This window comes from Bordetella flabilis, assembly GCF_001676725.1.
Classification (GTDB): domain Bacteria; phylum Pseudomonadota; class Gammaproteobacteria; order Burkholderiales; family Burkholderiaceae_B; genus Bordetella_C; species Bordetella_C flabilis.
The window spans coordinates 1,801,234-1,821,320 of the sequence record NZ_CP016172.1 but is presented as its reverse complement, the minus strand read 5'-3'; the positions used below and the strand labels follow the sequence as shown (position 1 = coordinate 1,821,320).

The window sequence follows — 20,087 nt, the reverse complement described above, 5'->3', positions numbered from 1 at the left end:
CGTACAAGCCTTTATAGCCGTATCCGAGCAGTATAGCGCTTTGGATGTTGCCCCGTGCGACGGGCTTATCGCGAATGCCATATTCCGGCTTCGATAAGCGCTGCGACCGCGCTTTCGTGGCGCCATGGAGACAAACGCCACGCAGGTTCAGCCCGTGGTCAGCCTGCGCCTCGACAAAGCCATGCTCGGCCCGCGCGCGCCTCCGCGACGCTGGCTTCGGGAAACCGATCGCTGGCCTCGCGCGTCGAACAGTGCGACGGTTCACGGTTTTGCCATAAATGCCCCGCGCGTACGCCGCACTGCAACAAGCGCGCGCACGTGCTTTCTGCTGAAATACGTTTCTTGCGCCGCGTCCTCGCCCCCAACAAGGGCATCCCTGCGCCCCGACCCCGGGCGCGCCGCGCCGGCCCACCTCTCGCCCTCCGGAGCCGCGCCCCGCTCACCCTCGGCCCGCCCGCTCCCGACAAGAATGCTCCCTTAATCGCTTTTCCCATCGTTGACAGAGGCTGTACTGCAATGGACGAAACCCTCACCAAACTGGCGCTCGACTACCACGCCCATCCCACCCCGGGCAAGATATCGGTCACGCCGACCAAGACGCTCGCCAACCAGGACGATCTGTCGCTGGCGTATTCCCCAGGGGTGGCCGCCGCCTGCATGGCGATACACGCGGGCGGCGACGACGCCGCGTCCATGTATACCTCGCGCGGCAACCTGGTCGGCGTAATCACCAACGGGACGGCGGTGCTGGGCCTGGGCAATATCGGCCCCCTGGCCGCCAAGCCCGTCATGGAGGGCAAGGGCTGCCTGTTCAAGAAATTCGCGGGCATCGACGTTTTCGATATCGAACTGGCCGAAACCGACCCCGACAAACTGGTCGATATCATTGCGGCGCTGGAGCCCACGCTCGGCGGCGTGAACCTGGAAGACATCAAGGCGCCCGAATGCTTCTACATCGAAAGGAAGCTGCGCGAGCGCATGAAAATCCCGGTCTTCCACGATGACCAGCACGGTACCGCGATCATTTCCTCCGCCGCCATCCTGAACGGCCTGAAGGTGGTCGGCAAGCGCATGGACCAGGTCAAGCTGGTGTGCTCCGGCGCCGGCGCGGCGGCCATTGCCTGCCTGGACCTGCTGGTGCACCTGGGCATACGGCGCGAACACATCTACGTGACCGATTCACGCGGCGTCATCTGGGAAGGCCGCGAACCCGATATGGAGCCGAACAAGAAGCGCTATGCGCAGAAGACGGATGCGCGCACGTTGGCGGACATCATCCGCGACGCCGATGTCTTCCTGGGTTGTTCCACCGCCGGGGTACTGACGGGCGACATGGTCAAGACCATGGCCGACAAGCCGCTGATCCTGGCCCTGGCCAATCCGGAGCCGGAGATCCGTCCGGAGGTCGCCAAGGCGGCGCGCCCGGACTGCATCATCGCCACGGGCCGGTCGGACTATCCCAACCAGGTCAATAACGTCCTGTGCTTCCCCTTCATTTTCCGCGGCGCCATGGACGCCGGGGCGACGCGGATCACCGAGGAAATGAAACTGGCCTGCGTCAAGGCCATCGCCGAGCTGGCCCAGGCCGAGCAGAACGATGAAGTGGCGCGCGCCTACGCCGGCCAGGAACTCAGCTTCGGCCCGGACTACATCATCCCCAAGCCCTTCGACCCCCGGCTGATCGTCAAGATTGCACCGGCCATCGCGCAGGCTGCCGCGGAATCCGGTGTCGCGACGCGCCCGATCCAGGATATCGAGGCCTACCGCCAGAAGCTGCTGGGCTTCGTCTATCACTCCGGTCCGCTGATGCGCCCGCTGTTCCACCAGGCCAAGAAGGCGCCCAAGCGCGTCATCTATGCCGACGGCGAGGACGAGCGCGTGCTGCGCGCCGTGCAGACCGTCGTGGACGAACAGTTGGCCCGGCCTATCCTGATCGGCCGGCCGTCCGTGATCGACATGCGCATCAAGAAATTCGGCCTGCGTCTGGCGGCCGGCGACGACATCGAGATTGTCGATCCCGAGGACGACGAGCGCTTCAACGAAACCTGGACCGGCTACTACCAGCTGCACGGTCGCCACGGCGTCACGCCGGCCATCGCGAAGGCCATGGTCCGCAAGCACAATACCCTGATCGGCGCCATGCTGCTGCGCCGAGGCGACGCCGACGCGCTGCTCTGCGGCGTCACCAGCCGCTACGACAACCAACTGAAGTACGTGGACGAAGTCATCGGGCGCAAGGCGGGCGCGCAGACGTATGCCGCCCTGAATGTGCTGATGCTGCCGGAGCAGACGCTTTTCATCACCGACACGCACGTCAACGAGGATCCGAGCGCGGAAGAGATCGCCGACATCACCATCCAGGCCGCCGACGAAATGCTGCGGTTCGGCGTGATCCCGAAGATCGCCCTGCTGTCGCATTCCAACTTCGGCAGCCGCCGCACCGCATCCTCGGAGAAAATGGCCGCCGCCCGCGAACTGGTCGTCCAGCGTGCCCCCCATCTGGAAGTGGATGGCGAAATGCACGCGGATGCCGCGCTGTCTGAAACGATTCGCATGGCGTCGTATCCGGACAGCAGCCTGAAGGGGCCCGCGAACCTGCTGGTCATGCCCAACCTGGATACGGGCAACATCACGTACAACATGCTGAAAATGACCGGCAGCCGCGGCATCGCGATGGGCCCCATCCTGCTGGGCGCGGCGCGGCCGGTACATATCCTGACCAACAGCGCGACCGTGCGGCGCATCGTCAACATGACGGCGCTGGCCGTGGTGGATGCCCAGCAAGAAGCAATGGAAGCGGCGAAACAGCGCCGTTGATCCTGCGGGTGTGGGCGGTGGGCCGATGGCGTGCGATACTGCGCCGCGGGCCTGCCGGCCCCGGCCCCGCCGGTCGCGGCCGGCGAGGCCGTCGACCTTCTTTCCGCCTACCTGGAGCGCGCATGTTGACCGATGCCCTGCTGGCCTGGCTGCACTACCTCGCCATTTTCACCCTGATCGTTCCCCTCGCCGCGCAGGCCGTACTATTGCGCGCCGACATGCCGGCGGCATCGGTACGCCGCCTTGCGCGCCACGACCGGCTTTACCTGGCCAGCGCCCTGGCCGTGCTCGCGACCGGCCTGCTGCGACTCTTCTACGGCGCCAAGGGCGTGGCCTTTTATCTGCCCAATCCCTGGTTCCACGCCAAGATGGGGCTGTTCGTCCTCATCGCGCTGCTGTCGGTCCGCCCCACCCTGGCCTTCCTGAAATGGCATCGCCAGGCCCGCATGCTGCCCGGTTTCGTGCCCACCAATACCGAGATCAGCCGGATACGCCGCTGGGTGATGGTGGAGGTGCATCTGCTGGGGTTCCTGCCCTTGTTCGCCGCCTTGATGGCGCGCGGCCTCGGGCTGTAGCTGCTGCGCCGCATTGCCGCCCCCAAAAGAAAACGCCCCCAGGGCCGGAAATCCGGCGCTGGGGGCGCTACGCGCTCAGCCCAGGCTGAGCGCGCTTCAAGCCATCACTTCGCGCGCTTGACGTCGCGTGCCGGCGAACCGGTGAACAACTGACGCGGGCGGCCGATCTTGTAGTCGGGATCGGTCAGCATCTCGTTCCACTGCGCAATCCAGCCGACCGTACGGGCCAGGGCAAAGTTGGCGGTAAACAAGGCGGTGGGGATGCCGATGGCGCGTTGGACGATGCCAGAGTAGAAGTCGACGTTCGGGTACAGCTTGCGATCCACGAAGTACGAGTCTTCCAGCGCGATGCGCTCCAGCTCCATGGCCAGCTTGAACAGCGGGTCGTTTTCCAGGTTCAGCGCGGCCAGCACTTCCTTGCAGGTCTGCTGCATCAGCTTGGCGCGCGGATCGTAGTTCTTGTACACGCGGTGGCCAAAGCCCATCAGGCGCACGCCCGAATTCTTGTCCTTGACCTTTTCCATGAACTCGCCGACCTTGGCAACGCCGCCATTGGCCTGCAGCTCTTCCAGCATCTGCAGGCAGGCTTCATTCGCGCCGCCGTGGGCCGGGCCCCACAGGCACGCCACGCCCGCGGCAATCGCGGCGAACGGGTTGGTTCCCGACGAGCCGCACAGACGCACGGTCGACGTCGAGGCGTTCTGCTCATGGTCGGCGTGCAGAATGAAGATGCGATCGAGCGCGCGCTCGACCACTTCGTTCACCTTGTAGTCCTCGCACGGCGTGGCGAACATCATGCGCAGGAAGTTGCCCGTATAGGACAGGTCGTTCTGCGGATAGATGAACGGTTGGCCTTGAGAATACTTGTACGCCATCGCGACCAGCGTCGGCATCTTGGCGATCAGGCGGATCGCCGAGATGTGCCGATGCTGGGGGTTCGTGATGTCCAGCGAATCATGGTAGAAGGCCGACAGCGCGCCCACCAGGCCGGTCAGCACGGCCATCGGATGCGCATCGCGGCGGAAGCCGCGCAGGAAGAAGTGCAACTGCTCGTTCACCATGGTGTGATGCGTCACCTGGGAATCGAAGTCCTTCTTCTGCTCCGGATTGGGCAGTTCACCGTTGAGGATCAGGTAGCAGATATCGAGGAAGTCGCAATTGACGGCCAACTGCTCGATCGGATACCCGCGATACAGCAGTTCGCCCTTGTCACCGTCGATATAGGTAATGGCCGACGAGCACGACGCCGTCGACATGAAGCCCGGGTCGTAGGTGAACATGCCGGACTGCCCGTACAACTTCCGAATGTCGATAACGTCCGGACCTACCGTACCCTGGTAAATCGGGAATTCGATCGGAGCGGCGCCGTCCGAGAACGATAGGGTGGCCTTTTTGTCTGACAGTTTCATCGTACATTCCTCTCAAAGATTAAAGCTCGCGCATCTTGGCGATGATTTCGCGCAGCCTTGGCGTATCCAGTTCACCTTCTGGCTCACTACGCGCCAGCAAAAGATCGAGGAGGTCGTTGTCGCCCACCTCGAACAACTGCGTCAGCGCCGCTACATCCGCGTCGGTCAGCTGCGACTCGTACGCGTCCAGGTACTTCGTAATGATGAGGTCGTTTTCCAGCAGGCCCCGGCGTGCTCGCCAGCGCAAGCGTGCCCGGTCCAGTTCGGTCAGCGTTACCACGTTACTACCCTCCTGTGGCGCGGGCGCGCTCGGCTCACTACAGCTAGACCGTCCGCCGAACCATCAGTTCCCGGATCTTGCCGATGGCCTTCGTCGGATTCAGGCCCTTCGGACAGACGTCCACGCAGTTCATGATCGTGTGGCAACGGAACAGCCGGTACGGGTCTTCCAGGTTGTCCAGGCGGTCGCCCGTGGCCTCGTCGCGGCTGTCGGCGATGAAACGATACGCCTGAAGCAGGCCGGCCGGGCCGACGAACTTGTCCGGATTCCACCAGAAGGATGGGCAGGACGTAGAGCAGCAGGCGCACAGGATGCACTCGTACAGCCCATCTAGTTCCTCGCGCGCTTCAGGGGACTGCAGGCGTTCGCGCTCCGGAGGCGGCGTGTCATTGATCAGATACGGCTTGATCGAGTGATACTGGTTGAAGAAGTGCGTCATGTCCACGATCAGGTCGCGGATCACGGGCAGCCCCGGCAGCGGCTTCAGGACGATGGGCTCCTTGAGTTCACGCAGGTTCGTGATACAGGCAAGCCCGTTCTTCCCGTTGATGTTCATCGCGTCCGAACCGCACACGCCTTCACGGCAGGAACGGCGCAGCGCAAGGCTGTCATCGACGTCGTTCTTGATGCGGACCAGCGCGTCCAGCAGCATCTTGTCGGTCGGCTGAAGCTCGACTTCGAGCTTCTGCATATAGGGACGCTCGTCCTTGTCCGGATCGTAGCGGTAGATCTCGAATTTCACGATTCGCTTGGTGCTCATGCCGGCATCCTGCTTAGAAAGTACGTGCTTTGGGCGGGAAGGACTCGACCGTCAGCGGCTTCATCTGTACGGGCTTGTAGTCCAGCCTGCCATCCTCGGAATACCAGAGGGTGTGCTTCAGCCAGTTCTCGTCGTCCCGGGTGGGGTGATCGTTCAACGCATGCGCGCCGCGGCTTTCGGTACGGTTGGCGGCCGACTTGATGGTCGCGCGGGCCACTTCCGTCATATTGGCCAGTTCCAGCGCTTCGACGCGCGCGGTGTTGAACACCTTGGACTTGTCCTTGAAGGCGATGTGATCAGCCTGCTGGGCCAGTTCGTCGATCTGCCCCACGCCTTCGTTCAGCAATTCCAGCGTGCGGAACACGCCGCAATGCCGTTGCATGGAAGTGCGGATGGCGTTGGCCACGTCCTGCGTCTTCTCGCCCGAGGTACGCGATTCCAGCTTGTTGACGCGATCCAGCGAGTACTCGAGCGAGGACGTCGATACCTTCTGGTGCGAATGCTGGCGTTCCGGATGCGACTGGACAATGTGGTTGCCCGTGGCGCGGCCGAAGACGATCAGGTCGAGCAGGGAATTGGTGCCCAGGCGGTTGGCGCCGTGCACCGACACGGCGGCGCATTCGCCGATGGCGTACAGGCCATTGACGATCTTGGTTTCGCCGTTCTGCCAACTGAGGACCTGGCCGTGATAGTTGGTGGGGACGCCGCCCATCTGGTAGTGAATCGTCGGCACGACCGGGATCGGTTCCTTGATCGGGTCGACGTTGCCGAACTTGATGGCGATCTCGCGGATCGAAGGCAGACGCTTGTTGATCGTCTCGGCGCCCAGGTGATCCAGCTTCAGCACCACGTAGCTGCCGTCCGGACCGCAGCCGCGGCCTTCCTTGATTTCCTGGTCCATCGAGCGCGACACGAAGTCACGCGGCGCCAGGTCCTTCAGCGTGGGGGCATAGCGCTCCATGAAGCGCTCGCCATCCTTGTTCAGCAGGATGCCGCCTTCCCCGCGCACGCCTTCGGTGATCAGCACGCCCGCCCCGGCCACACCGGTCGGGTGGAACTGCCAGAATTCCATGTCCTGCAGCGGAATGCCGGCACGGGCGGCCATGCCCAGGCCATCGCCGGTATTGATGAAGGCGTTGGTGGAGGCAGCCCAGATACGGCCGGCGCCGCCCGTGGCGAGCACGGTGGTCTTGGCTTCCAGGATATAGATTTCGCCGGTTTCCATCTCCAGCGCGGTCACGCCGACGATATCGCCGCTTTCGCTGCGCAGCAGGTCCAGCGCCATCCATTCGACGAAGAACTGGGTGCGCGACGCGACGTTGCGCTGGTACAGCGTATGCAGCAGCGCGTGGCCGGTACGGTCGGCGGCGGCACAGGCGCGCTGCACCGGTTTTTCACCGAAATTCGCGGTATGGCCGCCAAAGGGACGCTGGTAGATGGTGCCGTCGGCATTGCGGTCGAACGGCATGCCGAAGTGTTCCAGCTCGTACACCGCGTTCGGCGCCTCGCGGCACATGAACTCGATGGCGTCCTGGTCGCCCAGCCAGTCCGAACCCTTGACGGTGTCGTACATGTGCCAGTACCAGTTGTCCTCGCTCATATTGCCCAACGAGGCGCTCACGCCGCCCTGGGCGGCCACGGTATGCGAACGCGTGGGGAACACTTTGGACAGTACCGCCACGGACAGGCCGGCCTGGGCCAGTTGCAGGGAACAGCGCATGCCGGCACCGCCGGCGCCGACCACCACCACATCGAATTGGCGGCGCGGCAAGGAATTCATGACAGCGACCACGGCTTAGAGCCTCCAGATGATTTGCGCGAAATACACGAGCGAGCCCACCAGCCACAGGATGGTCAGGACCTGCATCAACAGGCGCACGCCGACCGGCCTGATGTAGTCCATCCAGATATCCCGTACCCCGATCCAGGCATGCCAGATCAGCGATACGAAGGCCAGCGTGACCAGCATCTGGCCCAGCGGCAAGGCGAACACGTGGAAGGAAAACAGCGCCCTCCAGTTCTCGTAGGTGGAGCCCGGCATGACCAGGATGCCGACCAGCAGCACGATGGTGTACAGGGCCAGGATGACCGCGGTAATACGCTGGGCGATGAAATCCAGCGTGCCGTAGTGAGCGCCGACGACCAGGCGCTTCGAGCCGAAATTCTTGCTGACAGCCATTTACCAGGCTCCGAACAGTTTGAGGCCGAACACCACGGTCAGCGCCAGGCTGACCCCCAGGACCAGGCCGGCGCTCTTCTGCGCCTGGGCTTTCTCGATGCTCATATGCAGATCGAGGATCAGGTAGCGTATGCCCGCACAGAAGTGATGCAGGTAGCCCCAGATCAGGACCAGCAGGATCAGCTTGACGATGGGGTGGCCGACGATCGACGCCACGCTGGCGAAGCTTTCCGGCGAGCCCACGCTGGCCGCCAGCAGCGGCAGCAGAACCAGCGGCAGGCCGAGGAACAGCAGCGCGCCGCTGATGCGGTGCAGGATGGACACCTTGCCGGCAAGCGGCAGGCGATAGCTTAGGATTTGGGGAACGCTGATATTGCGAAACTGTGGACGCGGCTTGGCAGCTGAGTCGGACATGACGGCCTCGGGGTTTCGGAACTAGAAAATCGTGACGGCGGAAGTGCCGGGCCCTTGCGGGAAAAACGTATTATTTTCGCCCATGTAACGGTTGCTATCAAATCGCGGGAAAAAGTCCATCAATTCAAACTATTGCGATAGTGGTACCGCTCCGTCAGGTACAAGCCCCGACGGAATTCCATGGGCCGGTCGCCATACGTATATGACGTACGGTCGACCTGAAGCAGCGGCGAACCGGCCGCGACATTCAAGGCCGCGGCGGCCTCGGGCGTGGCGGCCACCGCCCGCAGTTTTTCGTCCGCGCGGATCATGCTTACGCCGAACTCGGACTCGAGCAGGCCGTACAGCGGCCCCTTGTTGGCGGCCAGCAGTTCGAGCGTGAGCCGACGGAAGACGGAACCCGGGAGTGAAATATCGTCGAGGACGGTGGGAACGCCGTTGAAGCTCAAAAGGCGGCGGATCGCGACGACCGTTTCTCCGGCCCGCAGCTCCAGTCCCCGCGCGATTTCGGCCGACGCGCGCACGCGCCGGCATTCCAGAATACGGCTTTCCGCGAGTTCGCCCTCGCCCGCTTCGTCGCTCGCAAGCCGCAGGAAACGATACCGCACCCGCGCTTCATGGTGCGTGGCGACAAACGTGCCCTTGCCCTGGCGGCGCAGCAGCACGTGTTCGGCGGCCAGTTCGTCGACCGCCTTGCGTACCGTGCCCTGGCTGACCTGGAAGCGCGCCGCCAGGTCGATTTCGCTGGGGATCAATTCGCCCGGCTTCCATTCGCCGCGGTCCAGGCTTTGCACCAGCAGATCCTTGATCTGCCGGTAAAGCGGACTGAAAGCGGCGCCCGCGCCGCCGGTGCCGGCGGCGCCTTTGGCGCGCGGGGAGATTTCGGGCCGGGGGTCTGCCATGGAATCCGTAGTGGTACCGCTCGAAAATCGAGGCGCACCGGACGGGCAAAATCCGCGTCCGGCGGCGGTGGGCGCCATTGTTGCACACGCGCGCAACAGCTGTCCAACGTCTTATGTCTTATATAAGATATAAGAGGAAATTGACGTAAACGTCACCTGCACTTAGGATACGCCCTGTCCTGGCGCTTTCCCACTCCATGCTGCGAGGGGATTCAGGTGGCGCGCGGCGCATAACGATTAAACTGTCCGGCGAGATTTTTTCTCGACGACCCATTACGGAGAATCTTCATGTCCAAGCCCGCTTTGCGCGTCGCCGTCACCGGCGCCGCCGGTCAAATCGGCTACGCCTTGCTGTTTCGCATCGCCTCCGGCGAAATGCTCGGCAAAGACCAGCCCGTCATCCTGCAACTGCTCGAAATCCCGGACGAAAAGGCCCAGAAGGCGCTGAAAGGCGTCATCATGGAACTGGACGACTGCGCCTTCCCCCTGCTGCAGGAAGTCACCGCGCACAGCGATCCGCGCACCGCGTTCAAGGACGCCGACGTCGCCTTGCTGGTGGGCGCGCGCCCCCGCGGTCCGGGCATGGAGCGCAAGGATCTGCTGAGCGTCAACGCTCAGATCTTCACCGCCCAGGGCCGCGCGCTGAACGAAGTGGCCAAGCGCGACGTCAAGGTACTGGTAGTCGGCAACCCGGCCAATACCAACGCCTACATCGCCATGAAGTCGGCGCCGGACCTGCCCGCTGAAAATTTCACCGCCATGCTGCGCCTGGACCACAACCGCGCGCTGTCGCAGCTCGCCGCCAAATCGGGCAAGGCAGTGGCCGATATCGAAAAACTCATCGTCTGGGGCAACCATTCGCCGACGATGTACCCCGATATCCGCTTCGCCACCGCCGGCGGCCAGAGCCTGGCCAAGCTGATCAACGACGACGCCTGGAACCGCGACGTGTTCATCCCCACCGTGGGCAAGCGCGGCGCCGCCATCATTGACGCGCGCGGGCTGTCTTCGGCCGCTTCCGCCGCCAACGCCGCCATCGACCACGTGCGCGACTGGGTCCTGGGCAGCAACGGCAAGTGGGTGACCATGGGCATTCCCTCCGACGGCTCCTACGGCATTCCGGAAGGCATCATCTACGGCGTACCGGTGACGACCGCCAACGGCAAGTACACGCGTGTCACGGGCCTGGAAATCGACGCGTTCTCGCGCGAGCGCATGGACCTGACGCTGAAGGAACTGCTCGAGGAGCGTGACGGCGTGAAAGACCTGCTGAAGTAAGCCGGCGCACGCCAGGAACGAAGAACAAAGGGCCCGCACGTACGGGCCCGTTTTTTCCGCTCATCTGGGAGTATGCATGTCCCGACCTTCCTCCCCGGGCGCCCTGTTCCGCCGGGCGCTTATCGAAGAATCCCCCTTGCAGATCATCGGCGCCATCAACGCCAACCATGCCCTCCTGGCCCGGCGCGCCGGCTATCGCGCGATCTACCTGTCCGGCGGCGGCGTGGCGGCAGGGTCGCTGGGGCTGCCTGACCTGGGGATCAACACGCTGGACGATGTGCTGACCGACGTGCGCCGCATCACCGACGTCTGCGACCTGCCCCTGCTGGTGGACATCGATACCGGTTTCGGTCCCTCCGCCTTCAATATCGCCCGCACCATCAAGAGCCTGATCAAGTTCGGCGCGGCCGCCTGCCACATCGAGGACCAGGTCGGCGCCAAGCGCTGCGGGCACCGTCCCGGCAAGGAGATCGTCTCCACCGAGGAAATGGTCGATCGCGTCAAGGCCGCGGCCGACGCGCGCACCGACAGCGACTTCTACCTCATCGCCCGTACCGACGCCATCGCGTCGCATGGCGTGGACGCGGCCATAGACCGTGCCTGCCGCTGCGTGGAAGCCGGCGCCGACGCGATCTTCGCCGAAGCCGCCTATGACCTGCCCACCTACGATCGCTTCGTGAAGGCCGTCAAGGTACCGGTGCTGGCCAACATCACCGAGTTCGGCAAGACGCCGCTGTTCAGCGTGGAAGAGCTCAAGGGCGTCGGGGTGGGCATGGTGCTGTATCCGCTGTCCGCCTTCCGCGCCATGAACAAGGCGGCGGAGGCCGTCTACGCCGCGATCCGTCGCGACGGACACCAGAAAAACGTACTCGACATGATGCAGACGCGGGACGAACTTTACGACCGCATCGGATACCACGAATTCGAAGCGCGTCTGGACGCCTTGTTCCAGCAGCAGAAATCGAAATAGCCCACCCCAAGGAAAGGAGCAGACATGAGCACTCCCGAACAAGAACAGCAGAAACCGGGCTTCAAGCCCAAGAAGTCGGTCGCGCTGTCCGGCGTCGTGGCGGGCAACACCGCGCTATGCACGGTGGGGCGCAGCGGCAACGATTTGCACTATCGCGGCTACGATATCCTGGATATCGCCGACACCAGCGAGTTCGAGGAAATCGCGTATCTGCTGGTCCACGGCAAGCTGCCCACCCGCGCCGAACTGCAAGGGTACAAGCGCAAACTGCGCGCCCTGCGCGGCCTGCCCGCGCAACTTCAGGTCGCACTGGAGGCCCTGCCCGCGTCCAGCCATCCCATGGATGTAATGCGCACGGCCGTATCGGTGCTCGGCTGCGTGCTGCCGGAAAAGGACGATCACAACACGCCGGGCGCGCGCGATATCGCCGACCGCCTGATGGCCAATCTTGGCTCGGCGCTGCTGTACTGGTATCACTACAGCCACAATGGCCGCATCATCGATGTCGAGACCGATGACGACAGCATCGGCGGCCACTTCCTGCATTTGCTGCATGGCGAGAAGCCATCCGACGAATGGGTCAAGGCGATGCATACGTCGCTGATCCTGTACGCCGAACACGAATTCAATGCGTCCACCTTCACCTGCCGCGTCGTGGCGGGCACGGGCTCGGACATGTATTCGGCGATTGCCGGCGGCATCGGCGCGCTGCGCGGCCCCAAGCATGGCGGCGCCAACGAGGTCGCCTTCGAGGTGCAAAGCCGCTACGAAACCCCTGACGAGGCCGAGGCCGACATACGCCGCCGCGTGGAAAACAAGGAAGTGATTATCGGCTTCGGCCACCCGGTCTATACGGTATCCGACCCGCGGAACAAGGTCATCAAGGAAATCGCGCGCAAGCTTTCCAAGCAGGCCGGCAACAACAAGCTGTTCGGCATCGCCGAGCGCCTGGAAACCGTGATGTGGGACGTCAAGAAGATGTTCCCCAACCTGGACTGGTTCTCGGCCGTCAGCTACCACATGATGGGCGTGCCGACTGCGATGTTCACGCCTTTGTTCGTGATCGCGCGCACGGCCGGCTGGTCGGCGCACATCATCGAGCAGCGCATCGATAACAAGATCATCCGCCCGACCGCGAACTACGTCGGTCCGGAGGACCAGAAGTTCGTACCCATCGAAAAACGCAAATAAGCCGCCGCGGAGCAGCCACCATGTCCACGCATATATCCAACGTCCGGCCGGACCCGGACCAGGTGCTGGTCGATATTGCCGACTACGTCCTGAACTACGAAATCAAGAGCGAGCTGGCCTACGAGACAGCGCGCAATTGCCTCATCGATACGCTGGGCTGCGGCCTCGAAGCGCTGGAGTATCCGGCCTGCCGCAAGCTGCTGGGACCCATCGTCCCCGGCACGGTCGTGCCCAACGGCGCCAAGGTGCCCGGTACGCAGTTCCAGCTGGACCCTGTCCAGGCGGCCTTCAACATCGGGGCCATGATCCGCTGGCTGGACTTCAACGATACCTGGCTCGCCGCCGAATGGGGCCATCCGTCGGACAATCTTGGCGGCATCCTGGCGACCGCAGACTGGCTGTCGCGCAATGCAGTGGCTGCCGGCAAGCCGCCGCTGACCATGCGCCAGGTGCTGACGGGCATGATCAAGGCCCATGAGATCCAGGGATGCATCGCCCTGGAGAACTCCTTCAACCGGGTCGGACTCGATCATGTCGTCCTGGTCAAGGTGGCCTCCACGGCGGTGGTGGCCGAAATGCTCGGCCTGAATCGCGATGAGATCATCAACGCGGTGTCGCTGGCCTGGGTGGACGGCCAAAGCCTGCGCACCTACCGGCACGCGCCCAACGCGGGCAGCCGCAAAAGCTGGGCGGCCGGCGACGCCACCAGCCGCGCCGTGCGGCTCGCGCTCATCGCGCGTACCGGCGAGATGGGCTATCCCTCGGTGCTGAGCGCCAAGACCTGGGGCTTCTACGACGTGTCCTTCAAGGGACAACCGTTCAAGTTTCAGCGTCCCTATGGCAGCTATGTGATGGAGAACGTGCTGTTCAAGATCTCCTTCCCCGCGGAATTCCATTCCCAGACCGCGGTGGAATGCGCCATGCAGCTACACCAGCAAATGGCCGCGCAAGGCAAACGCGCGGAAGACATCCGCAAGATCACGATCCGCACCCACGAAGCCTGCATCCGCATCATCGACAAGAAAGGGCCGCTCAACAATCCTGCCGATCGCGACCATTGCATCCAGTACATGGTGGCGGTGCCCCTGATCTTCGGCCATCTGACCGCCTCGGATTACGAAGACGACTTCGCCCGCGACCCGCGCATCGATGCCTTGCGCGACAAGATCGAATGCGTCGAAGACCCCGCCTTTACCCGCGACTACCATGATCCTGACAAGCGCTCCATCGCCAACGCGCTGACCGTCGAGTTCGCGGACGGCAGTCGCCTCGGCGAAGTGGTGTGTGAATATCCCATCGGCCACAAGCGCCGCCGGGAGGAAGGGATTCCGTTGCTGGAAGCGAAGTTCCGCACCAATCTGGCACGCCAGTTTCCGGCACGCCAGCAGAATCGCATCCTCGACGTCTCGCTGGATCAGCGCAGGCTCGAGGCCATGCCCGTGCACGAGTACGTGGACCTCTACGTTATCTGAGCGGCACCCTGACGCCGGGCCCGGCCGTGAAGGCCGGCCTGGCTTTTCCTTTTTCCCATGAGCGCATCCATACACATCTACGCCCTGACCGCGGCCTTCAACGTCTTCGTGGCCTGTTTCTTCGTCAGCGCCGTGTCGCTGGCCACGATCTATTTCTTCAAGCTGGATCGCATCAACGATACGCTGCGGCATCCCTTGCTCCAGCACCGGCCCTTCCGCCAGTATCCACGCGCCATCCAGGCCGGCATCCTGCTGGATTATTTTCTCCGCCTGCTGTTCCCGCATGCCCGCAAGGGCCTGTTCGGGCAAGCCAACCGCGACCTTGCACACGTCGATCCGGCCAAGGTTCCGTTCGATATCCGCTGGCCCCTCATGGGCCTGTGGGCCGGATGCTGGGTCGGCCTGGTCGCCATGGTTACCCTGTGGGCACTGCTGCTCCTGCGGCATTGACACCGGCGTGACGCACCGTCAACAAGACCTCTCGAGGACATCGCCATGATAAAGATCTGGGGCCGCGTGAATTCCGTCAACGTGCAGAAGGTGCTGTGGTGCTGCGACGAACTGTCGCTGCCTTACGAGCGCGTCGACGCTGGCCTGCACTTCGGACGCAACAACGAGCCCGGCTACCTCGCCATGAATCCCAATGGCAAGGTTCCGACGCTGGAGGATGGCGATTTCGTGCTGTGGGAATCGAATGCCATCATCCGCTACCTCGCCATGCAGTACGGCGCGCAAAGTGGCCTGTATCCTGCCGAACCGCGCCTGCGTGCGTGTGTCGATCGCTGGATGGACTGGGTGCTGTCGACCCTGCAGCCGGTCGAGCGCAGCGTGTTCTGGGGGATGGTCCGGACCGCCCCCGAACAGCGCGACATGGCGGCGATCCAAAAATCGGCCGACGAGGCCGGCAAGCTGTGGCTGATGGTGGACGCCCACCTGCAGGGGCGCCGTTTTGCGGAAGCCGACCGGTTCACCCTGGCCGACATCGTGCTGGGCGCCTACTGCCGCCGCTTCATCGATCTGGAAGGCATCGCCCGGCCCGAGACACCGCACTTGCGTGCATGGTACGAAGGTTTGCAGAGCCGTCCGGCCTTCCAGCGCTACATCGCGCCCGCGCTGACGTGATGGCGCGTAAAACCTTTCTTTAACGGACTGCCATTGCCATGACCATCGAACTCCACACCTGGAATACCCCTAACGGGCGCAAGATCAGCGTGGCCCTCGAAGAAATGGGTCTGCCCTATACCGTGCACACGGTCGATATACGCAACGGCCAGCAGCACGAACCAGCCTTCCTGCGTATCAGCCCCAACAATCGCATCCCTGCCATCGTCGATCCCGACGGCCCGGCGGGCAAGCCGGTCAGCATCTTCGAATCCGGCGCCATCCTGCTGTACTTGGGCGAGAAAACCGGCAAATTCCTGCCGACCAGCCTGGCCGACCGCATACCGGTACTGGAATGGCTGATGTGGCAGATGGGAGGCTTCGGCCCCATGCCGGGCCAGGCGCATCATTTCCTGGGATTGGAGAACGAAGACGACAAGCGCTACGGGGCCAGGCGCTATGTCGCCGAAACGCGCCGGCTGTACGGGGTGCTGGACCGCCGGCTGGCAACGGTGGACTTCGTGGCAGGCCAGGTGTCGGTCGCGGACTTCGCGATTATCGGCTGGGCCTGGCGCCATGAACGCCACCAGGTAGACCTGGCGGACTTCCCAAATGTGAAGCGCTGGTACGAGGCCATGATGGCGCGGCCGGGTACGCGTCGCGGCTTCGAAGTAAAGCTGGATACGTAAGCGCACCCCCACCGGCCGCCGTGCCGGTGGGGCCGACCTAGCCCTTCTTCGGCCGCGCGGTTGCGGCTTTCTCGGGCAAGGCTTCGAAGACGTCCACAATGGCGTCGGCCACGGCACGTACCCGGGCCGTCCGATGCAGGTCGCCGTGCATCACCAGCCACAAGTCGTAGAGTTCCGAGCAGTCCGGCCAGACCCGGACGAGCTGCGGGACCGGATCCGCGACGTAGCTGGACAGCTCGGCGATACCGATGCCGCGCATGGCCGTCTCCAGCATCATGAAGCCGGAGTTCACTTCCAGGGCGACGCGCGCATTGCCGTACGGCTCGCCGCAAAGCGCTTCGGAACGGGACGCGAACAGCGCGCGCTGGTAGATGATGACCGAATGGCCCTCGAGGGCGGTTCCGCGCTGGGGTATCCCATGGTCCTTCAAATAGCGCTTGCTGGCGTAAAGGCCCACATCAAGGCGGCCGAGCCGGCGCGATATCAGGTCTGGATTGTCCGGCCGCACATTGCGCACGGCGATGTCGGCTTCACGACGCGTCATATTACTTAGCTGGGTGGAGGTGCTCAGGACGACGCGCAGGTCGGGATGCGCGGTGTGCACGCGCTGGATCGCCGGGATCATGAAACTGCGCGCGATGGTCTCGGAAGTGGTGACGCGCACCGTTCCGGATACGCGTTCGTCCGTACCTTGCGTCAGGCGCTCCAACTGGTCGGCGGCACGCTCCATGGCTTCGGCGGCGGGCAGCGCCAGTTCACCGGCCCGTGTAGGTACATAGCCGCGCGGGGTATGCAGGAAGAGCCGCGCGTCCAGCGATGCCTCCAAGGCGCGCAGCCGCCGGCCCACGGTGGCCTGGTCGATATGCAGCAGCGATGCCGCCGCGCGCAGCGTTCCGCCACGGTAGACCGCCAGGAAGATCCTTGCATCGTCCCAATCCATGTATCACTCCGCTCTTCGCCGCTGATTCGGCATTGGCTGCCAGACCTGTTCGCAGCAGCCCGCAGCGGGAACGCCTGCCGCGGCCCCCCGGATGCGGAGGGCGAAGCGGCGCCGCGGCGGCCGCAGGTGCGGTAATGACAGTTTCCCGCGCACATCCCATGCAATTCTGCATTGCAGCGCGGCGATTCTACGTATTTCTGCATTCCGTGGCAGCAGCTATGATGCGGCGCAAAGGAAATATCCGTGCAACTTGCCCGCCCGAAGAGCGCGGCAGTTGCACCGGCCCAACCGTTCACCATGCCTGAATTGTCTTCTTCCTCTCCCCTGAGTCCGGCCGCCGAGCGCGTGCGCTTTCTGCCGCTGGTCACGCTTGCCATGGGCTTTGTCATGGCCACGCTCGACGTCACGGTCGTCAACGTGGCGCTGTCCAATATTTCGACCCAGTTGCAAGTACCGCTGTCCGGCCTGGTCTGGGTCGTGGACGGCTACACGCTGACTTTCGCCGCCATGCTGCTGGTTGGGGGCGGGCTGGCCGATCGCTTCGGCGCCAAGAACGTTTATCAGACGGGACTCGGAGTCTTCGTCCTTGCCTCGCTGCTGTGTGGCGCGGCGCCTTCGGGCACCGTGCTGGTGGCCGCGCGATTCCTGCAAGGCGTGGGCGCGGCGCTGTTCATGCCCAGTTCCCTGAGCCTGCTAGCACGCGCCTACCCGGACGACCAGGTGCGCGCCCGCATGCTGGGCATGTGGTCGGCCATCGTCTCCATCGCCGGGGTGTCCGGCCCCCTGGTCGGCGGCATTCTGATCGATCGCTTCGGCTGGCGCAGCATATTCCTGGTAAACCTGCCCATCGGCCTGATCGGCCTGGCCATGGCGCAGCGCGTGATCCCGCCTTCCGCGCGCCGCCCTCGGACCTTGAATGCGGCCAGCCATATCTGGGGCGTCATTGCCCTGGCCGCGCTCAGCTTCACGCTGATCGAGGGCCCGGTGGACGGCTGGACCTCGACACCGATCCAGGTGTCTGCCGCCATCGCCATTCTGGCGGCGGTAGCCTTCGTGCGCCGCGAGCGCACCGTGGCCCATCCCCTGCTGCCGCGCGAACTGTTCGCCACGGCACGCTTTCCCGCGGCCAACGTGCTGGGCTTCCTGATCAATTTCGGCGGCTACGGCCAGTTGTTCCTGTTGAGCCTGTTCCTGCAGGATGCACGCGGCGCCAGCCCGCTGGAAGCGGGCTTGCAACTGCTGCCGACCATGGCGTTGTTCACCCTCGGCAACCTTGCGGCGCCGCGCCTCGTTTCGCGTATCGGCCCGCGCGCCGCGCTGATGTTCAGCATGGCGCTATGCGCCACGGCGGGAGCTATCACCGCCTGGGTGCTGACGCCGCAGACCAGCTACTGGTTGTTCGCGGGCATGGTGTCGTGTGTGAACCTGGGCGTCGGCCTGGCGGTGCCCGCCATGACGGCCGTGGTCATGCAGATCGCGGGCCAGACCCACGCCAACATCGCCGCGGCCTGCCTGAATGCCAACCGGCAGATCGGAGTGCTCGTCGGCGTGGCCATCATGGGCACCATCCTCCACGCCTACGCCGATTGGCATGTCTCCCTGCCACTGGCGTTCGGCACCATGGCAGTGCTGTACGGCGGCGCCACGGGGCTGGTCTGGCGCTACCTGCGCACGGGTGCTGCCGCACGGTAAAGTAGCAGGCATTCTTCCATCTGCCGTACCTCCGGGAGTCCGCGATGACTTTTGCCGTAACCCACGATGCCCGCGCACGCCGCTTCAGCACGGAAGTGGATGGCCATGCGTGCGAGCTCGACTACGACTTGCGTGACGGTGAGATGACCATCCTGCATACCGGCGTCCCGTCGGCGGTGGGCGGACGCGGCATCGCCGCCGCCCTGGCGGGCGCGGCCCTTGACCACGCACGCGCACAGGGCTGGAAGGTCGTACCGCTGTGCAGCTACGCCGCCGGATTCATCGAGCGCCATCCCGAGTATTCCGACCTGCTCGCATGACTTCGCGGCGTGAGACTGCGTGCGCCCGCCGGAACGGCGGGCGCAGGTGACGCCATTCGTGCCTGACGCTGTTGGTACCTGACGCTATGGGTGCCTGACGCTATGGGTGCCTGACGCTATGAGTGGCTGACGATATGGGTACCTGACGATATGGGTGCCTGACCCTGTTGGCGCCAGTGCGCGGCTGCGTTCAAGCCCGATACGCTTGCAACTGACAGTATCCTGAAGAGGCCTATATACTGCGTCGCTCCCCAGGACGGAGAGGCGCCGCCACCCCTGCGGCGCGCCTACCGGCCCGACAACAGGAGTTTCGCTTCTCATGAGGATGCGGCCTTATCGCCCCGTCGTGCTTTCCATACTTCGCGACCGCCAGTGCCGAAGCGTCCTGGACGCGCCTTGCGGACACGGCTGGCTGGGGCGGGCCCTGCAGCGGCAGGACGGCGAAAAGCCCGACATCGACGGCGTGTGCCTGTACGAAGCGCCCTACGAGGGCAGCGGCTACCGTGATTTCATCGAACATGATCTGAACCAGCCGCTGGCGCCGCCCGCGCGCCGGTATGATGCGGTCGTGTGCGGCGAAGCGCTGCACCTCCTGACGAACCCGGGTGTCGCTTTGGCGAGTTTCCGCAATTGCTTGCAGGATGGCGGCACGCTTGTGGTCACCACGCCCAATACGTGGCATATGAGCGCGCGCGTGCAGTATCTGTTGCGCGGTTTCTATCCCGGATTCCGGCCATCCCTCGGCAAGCAGCCCGGCGAATACATCACCTACATTCCGTGGACCTTCAACCAGTTGCACGTCTTCCTGACGCACTACGGCTTCGTCGACATCACGCTGCACGACGTCGACGAACCGAAGCCCAAGCGCGCCGTGGAACACCTGCTGGCCGCACCGGCGCGGCTATACGGCCAGCGCAAGATCAAGCAGGCGGCGGACAGCGTGGAACGTGCCTACTGGCAACAGCTCTCCTCGCCCCAATCCCTGTACGGCCGCTGGCTGGTAGTCTCGGCTCGCATGGCCTGACACCCGCATCGTCGCATGTTCACGCATGCCCGGCGGGTCGCACGCCTTGCTGCAGCGGGGCGACGAGGACGACC

At 64.1% G+C, this 20,087-nt stretch carries 20 protein-coding genes; 12 read left to right on the top strand and 8 right to left on the bottom strand.

Features of this window, described 5'->3' with window-relative positions; translation table 11 throughout:
- Positions 1-516: 516 nt before the first annotated feature.
- Together BAU07_RS07990 and BAU07_RS07985 are read left to right on the top strand one after the other, a co-directional pair.
- Positions 517-2,817: an NADP-dependent malic enzyme gene (locus tag BAU07_RS07990; protein ID WP_066655745.1), complete on the top strand. Its 2,301-nt coding sequence runs from the start codon at positions 517-519 to the stop codon at positions 2,815-2,817.
- Positions 2,818-2,939: 122 nt separating this feature from the next.
- On the top strand, positions 2,940-3,392 hold the full coding sequence (locus tag BAU07_RS07985; protein WP_066655743.1) for a DUF2214 family protein: 453 nt from the start codon (positions 2,940-2,942) through the stop codon (positions 3,390-3,392).
- A 104-nt stretch (positions 3,393-3,496) separates the two neighbouring features.
- Here the strand turns inward: BAU07_RS07985 and BAU07_RS07980 are convergent, their stop codons facing one another.
- The 7 genes from BAU07_RS07980 to BAU07_RS07950 form a co-directional block, all read right to left on the bottom strand.
- Positions 3,497-4,801 carry a citrate synthase gene (locus BAU07_RS07980; RefSeq protein WP_066655741.1) on the bottom strand — a complete coding sequence of 435 codons (1,305 nt, stop codon included), beginning with the start codon at positions 4,799-4,801 and terminating at the stop codon, positions 3,497-3,499.
- 19 nt (positions 4,802-4,820) lie between these two features.
- Positions 4,821-5,081, bottom strand: a complete 261-nt coding sequence (locus BAU07_RS07975) for a succinate dehydrogenase assembly factor 2 (RefSeq protein ID WP_066655739.1) — start codon at positions 5,079-5,081, stop codon at positions 4,821-4,823.
- Positions 5,082-5,124: 43 nt separating this feature from the next.
- Positions 5,125-5,841, bottom strand: a complete 717-nt coding sequence (locus tag BAU07_RS07970) for a succinate dehydrogenase iron-sulfur subunit (RefSeq protein WP_066655736.1) — start codon at positions 5,839-5,841, stop codon at positions 5,125-5,127.
- Positions 5,842-5,854: 13 nt separating this feature from the next.
- Positions 5,855-7,633, bottom strand: a complete 1,779-nt coding sequence (sdhA, locus tag BAU07_RS07965) for a succinate dehydrogenase flavoprotein subunit (protein ID WP_066655727.1) — start codon at positions 7,631-7,633, stop codon at positions 5,855-5,857.
- 3 nt (positions 7,634-7,636) lie between these two features.
- Positions 7,637-8,020: a succinate dehydrogenase, hydrophobic membrane anchor protein gene (gene sdhD / locus BAU07_RS07960; RefSeq protein ID WP_066655717.1), complete on the bottom strand. Its 384-nt coding sequence runs from the start codon at positions 8,018-8,020 to the stop codon at positions 7,637-7,639.
- Complete coding sequence (gene sdhC, locus BAU07_RS07955; RefSeq protein ID WP_066655710.1) at positions 8,021-8,434, bottom strand: succinate dehydrogenase, cytochrome b556 subunit; 414 nt, start codon at positions 8,432-8,434, stop codon at positions 8,021-8,023.
- A 119-nt stretch (positions 8,435-8,553) separates the two neighbouring features.
- Positions 8,554-9,336: a GntR family transcriptional regulator gene (locus tag BAU07_RS07950; RefSeq protein ID WP_066655706.1), complete on the bottom strand. Its 783-nt coding sequence runs from the start codon at positions 9,334-9,336 to the stop codon at positions 8,554-8,556.
- Between the two features lie 288 nt (positions 9,337-9,624).
- Here BAU07_RS07950 and BAU07_RS07945 point away from each other — a divergent pair, with 288 nt between their 5' ends.
- The 7 genes from BAU07_RS07945 to BAU07_RS07915 all read left to right on the top strand — a co-directional run bounded on the left by BAU07_RS07945 (position 9,625) and on the right by BAU07_RS07915 (position 16,037).
- Positions 9,625-10,614, top strand: a complete 990-nt coding sequence (locus BAU07_RS07945) for a malate dehydrogenase (RefSeq protein WP_066655698.1) — start codon at positions 9,625-9,627, stop codon at positions 10,612-10,614.
- Positions 10,615-10,690: 76 nt separating this feature from the next.
- Positions 10,691-11,584, top strand: a complete 894-nt coding sequence (gene prpB, locus BAU07_RS07940) for a methylisocitrate lyase (protein WP_066655696.1) — start codon at positions 10,691-10,693, stop codon at positions 11,582-11,584.
- 24 nt (positions 11,585-11,608) lie between these two features.
- Positions 11,609-12,775, top strand: a complete 1,167-nt coding sequence (gene prpC, locus BAU07_RS07935) for a bifunctional 2-methylcitrate synthase/citrate synthase (protein ID WP_066655693.1) — start codon at positions 11,609-11,611, stop codon at positions 12,773-12,775.
- A 20-nt stretch (positions 12,776-12,795) separates the two neighbouring features.
- Positions 12,796-14,247 carry a bifunctional 2-methylcitrate dehydratase/aconitate hydratase gene (locus BAU07_RS07930; RefSeq protein WP_066655691.1) on the top strand — a complete coding sequence of 484 codons (1,452 nt, stop codon included), beginning with the start codon at positions 12,796-12,798 and terminating at the stop codon, positions 14,245-14,247.
- Positions 14,248-14,304: 57 nt separating this feature from the next.
- On the top strand, positions 14,305-14,697 hold the full coding sequence (locus BAU07_RS07925; RefSeq protein ID WP_066655689.1) for a hypothetical protein: 393 nt from the start codon (positions 14,305-14,307) through the stop codon (positions 14,695-14,697).
- A gap of 45 nt (positions 14,698-14,742) precedes the next feature.
- Entirely contained in the window at positions 14,743-15,369 is a 627-nt protein-coding gene (locus BAU07_RS07920; protein WP_066655687.1) for a glutathione S-transferase family protein, read from the top strand.
- Between the two features lie 38 nt (positions 15,370-15,407).
- Positions 15,408-16,037, top strand: a complete 630-nt coding sequence (locus tag BAU07_RS07915) for a glutathione S-transferase family protein (protein WP_066655685.1) — start codon at positions 15,408-15,410, stop codon at positions 16,035-16,037.
- Between the two features lie 37 nt (positions 16,038-16,074).
- On the opposite strand, the gene BAU07_RS07910 is transcribed toward BAU07_RS07915, so the two are convergent.
- The gene (locus BAU07_RS07910) at positions 16,075-16,977 is read right to left on the bottom strand and encodes a LysR family transcriptional regulator (protein ID WP_066655682.1); all 903 of its coding nucleotides are present in this window, start codon (positions 16,975-16,977) and stop codon (positions 16,075-16,077) included.
- A 297-nt stretch (positions 16,978-17,274) separates the two neighbouring features.
- Here BAU07_RS07910 and BAU07_RS07905 point away from each other — a divergent pair, with 297 nt between their 5' ends.
- The 3 genes from BAU07_RS07905 (at position 17,275) to BAU07_RS07895 (ending at position 20,013) form a co-directional block, all read left to right on the top strand.
- Entirely contained in the window at positions 17,275-18,669 is a 1,395-nt protein-coding gene (locus tag BAU07_RS07905) for an MFS transporter (RefSeq protein WP_066665055.1), read from the top strand.
- 44 nt (positions 18,670-18,713) lie between these two features.
- A complete protein-coding gene (locus BAU07_RS07900; protein WP_066655677.1) occupies positions 18,714-18,989 on the top strand; it encodes a GNAT family N-acetyltransferase in 276 nt (91 codons plus the stop codon).
- Between the two features lie 319 nt (positions 18,990-19,308).
- Positions 19,309-20,013, top strand: a complete 705-nt coding sequence (locus tag BAU07_RS07895) for a class I SAM-dependent methyltransferase (protein WP_232338266.1) — start codon at positions 19,309-19,311, stop codon at positions 20,011-20,013.
- Positions 20,014-20,087: the final 74 nt, after the last annotated feature.

Coding starts and splice junctions, on each gene's coding strand:
- BAU07_RS07990 (WP_066655745.1), top strand. CDS start 517: ATGGACGAAACCCTCACCAAACTGGCGCTCGACTACCACGCCCATCCC.
- prpB (WP_066655696.1), top strand. CDS start 10,691: ATGTCCCGACCTTCCTCCCCGGGCGCCCTGTTCCGCCGGGCGCTTATC.
- BAU07_RS07915 (WP_066655685.1), top strand. CDS start 15,408: ATGACCATCGAACTCCACACCTGGAATACCCCTAACGGGCGCAAGATC.
- BAU07_RS07895 (WP_232338266.1), top strand. CDS start 19,309: ATGAGGATGCGGCCTTATCGCCCCGTCGTGCTTTCCATACTTCGCGAC.
- BAU07_RS07910 (WP_066655682.1), bottom strand. CDS start 16,977: ATGGATTGGGACGATGCAAGGATCTTCCTGGCGGTCTACCGTGGCGGA.
- BAU07_RS07945 (WP_066655698.1), top strand. CDS start 9,625: ATGTCCAAGCCCGCTTTGCGCGTCGCCGTCACCGGCGCCGCCGGTCAA.
- BAU07_RS07905 (WP_066665055.1), top strand. CDS start 17,275: ATGCCTGAATTGTCTTCTTCCTCTCCCCTGAGTCCGGCCGCCGAGCGC.
- BAU07_RS07920 (WP_066655687.1), top strand. CDS start 14,743: ATGATAAAGATCTGGGGCCGCGTGAATTCCGTCAACGTGCAGAAGGTG.
- BAU07_RS07980 (WP_066655741.1), bottom strand. CDS start 4,801: ATGAAACTGTCAGACAAAAAGGCCACCCTATCGTTCTCGGACGGCGCC.
- prpC (WP_066655693.1), top strand. CDS start 11,609: ATGAGCACTCCCGAACAAGAACAGCAGAAACCGGGCTTCAAGCCCAAG.
- BAU07_RS07930 (WP_066655691.1), top strand. CDS start 12,796: ATGTCCACGCATATATCCAACGTCCGGCCGGACCCGGACCAGGTGCTG.
- BAU07_RS07925 (WP_066655689.1), top strand. CDS start 14,305: ATGAGCGCATCCATACACATCTACGCCCTGACCGCGGCCTTCAACGTC.
- BAU07_RS07985 (WP_066655743.1), top strand. CDS start 2,940: ATGTTGACCGATGCCCTGCTGGCCTGGCTGCACTACCTCGCCATTTTC.
- sdhC (WP_066655710.1), bottom strand. CDS start 8,434: ATGTCCGACTCAGCTGCCAAGCCGCGTCCACAGTTTCGCAATATCAGC.
- BAU07_RS07900 (WP_066655677.1), top strand. CDS start 18,714: ATGACTTTTGCCGTAACCCACGATGCCCGCGCACGCCGCTTCAGCACG.
- sdhD (WP_066655717.1), bottom strand. CDS start 8,020: ATGGCTGTCAGCAAGAATTTCGGCTCGAAGCGCCTGGTCGTCGGCGCT.
- BAU07_RS07950 (WP_066655706.1), bottom strand. CDS start 9,336: ATGGCAGACCCCCGGCCCGAAATCTCCCCGCGCGCCAAAGGCGCCGCC.
- BAU07_RS07970 (WP_066655736.1), bottom strand. CDS start 5,841: ATGAGCACCAAGCGAATCGTGAAATTCGAGATCTACCGCTACGATCCG.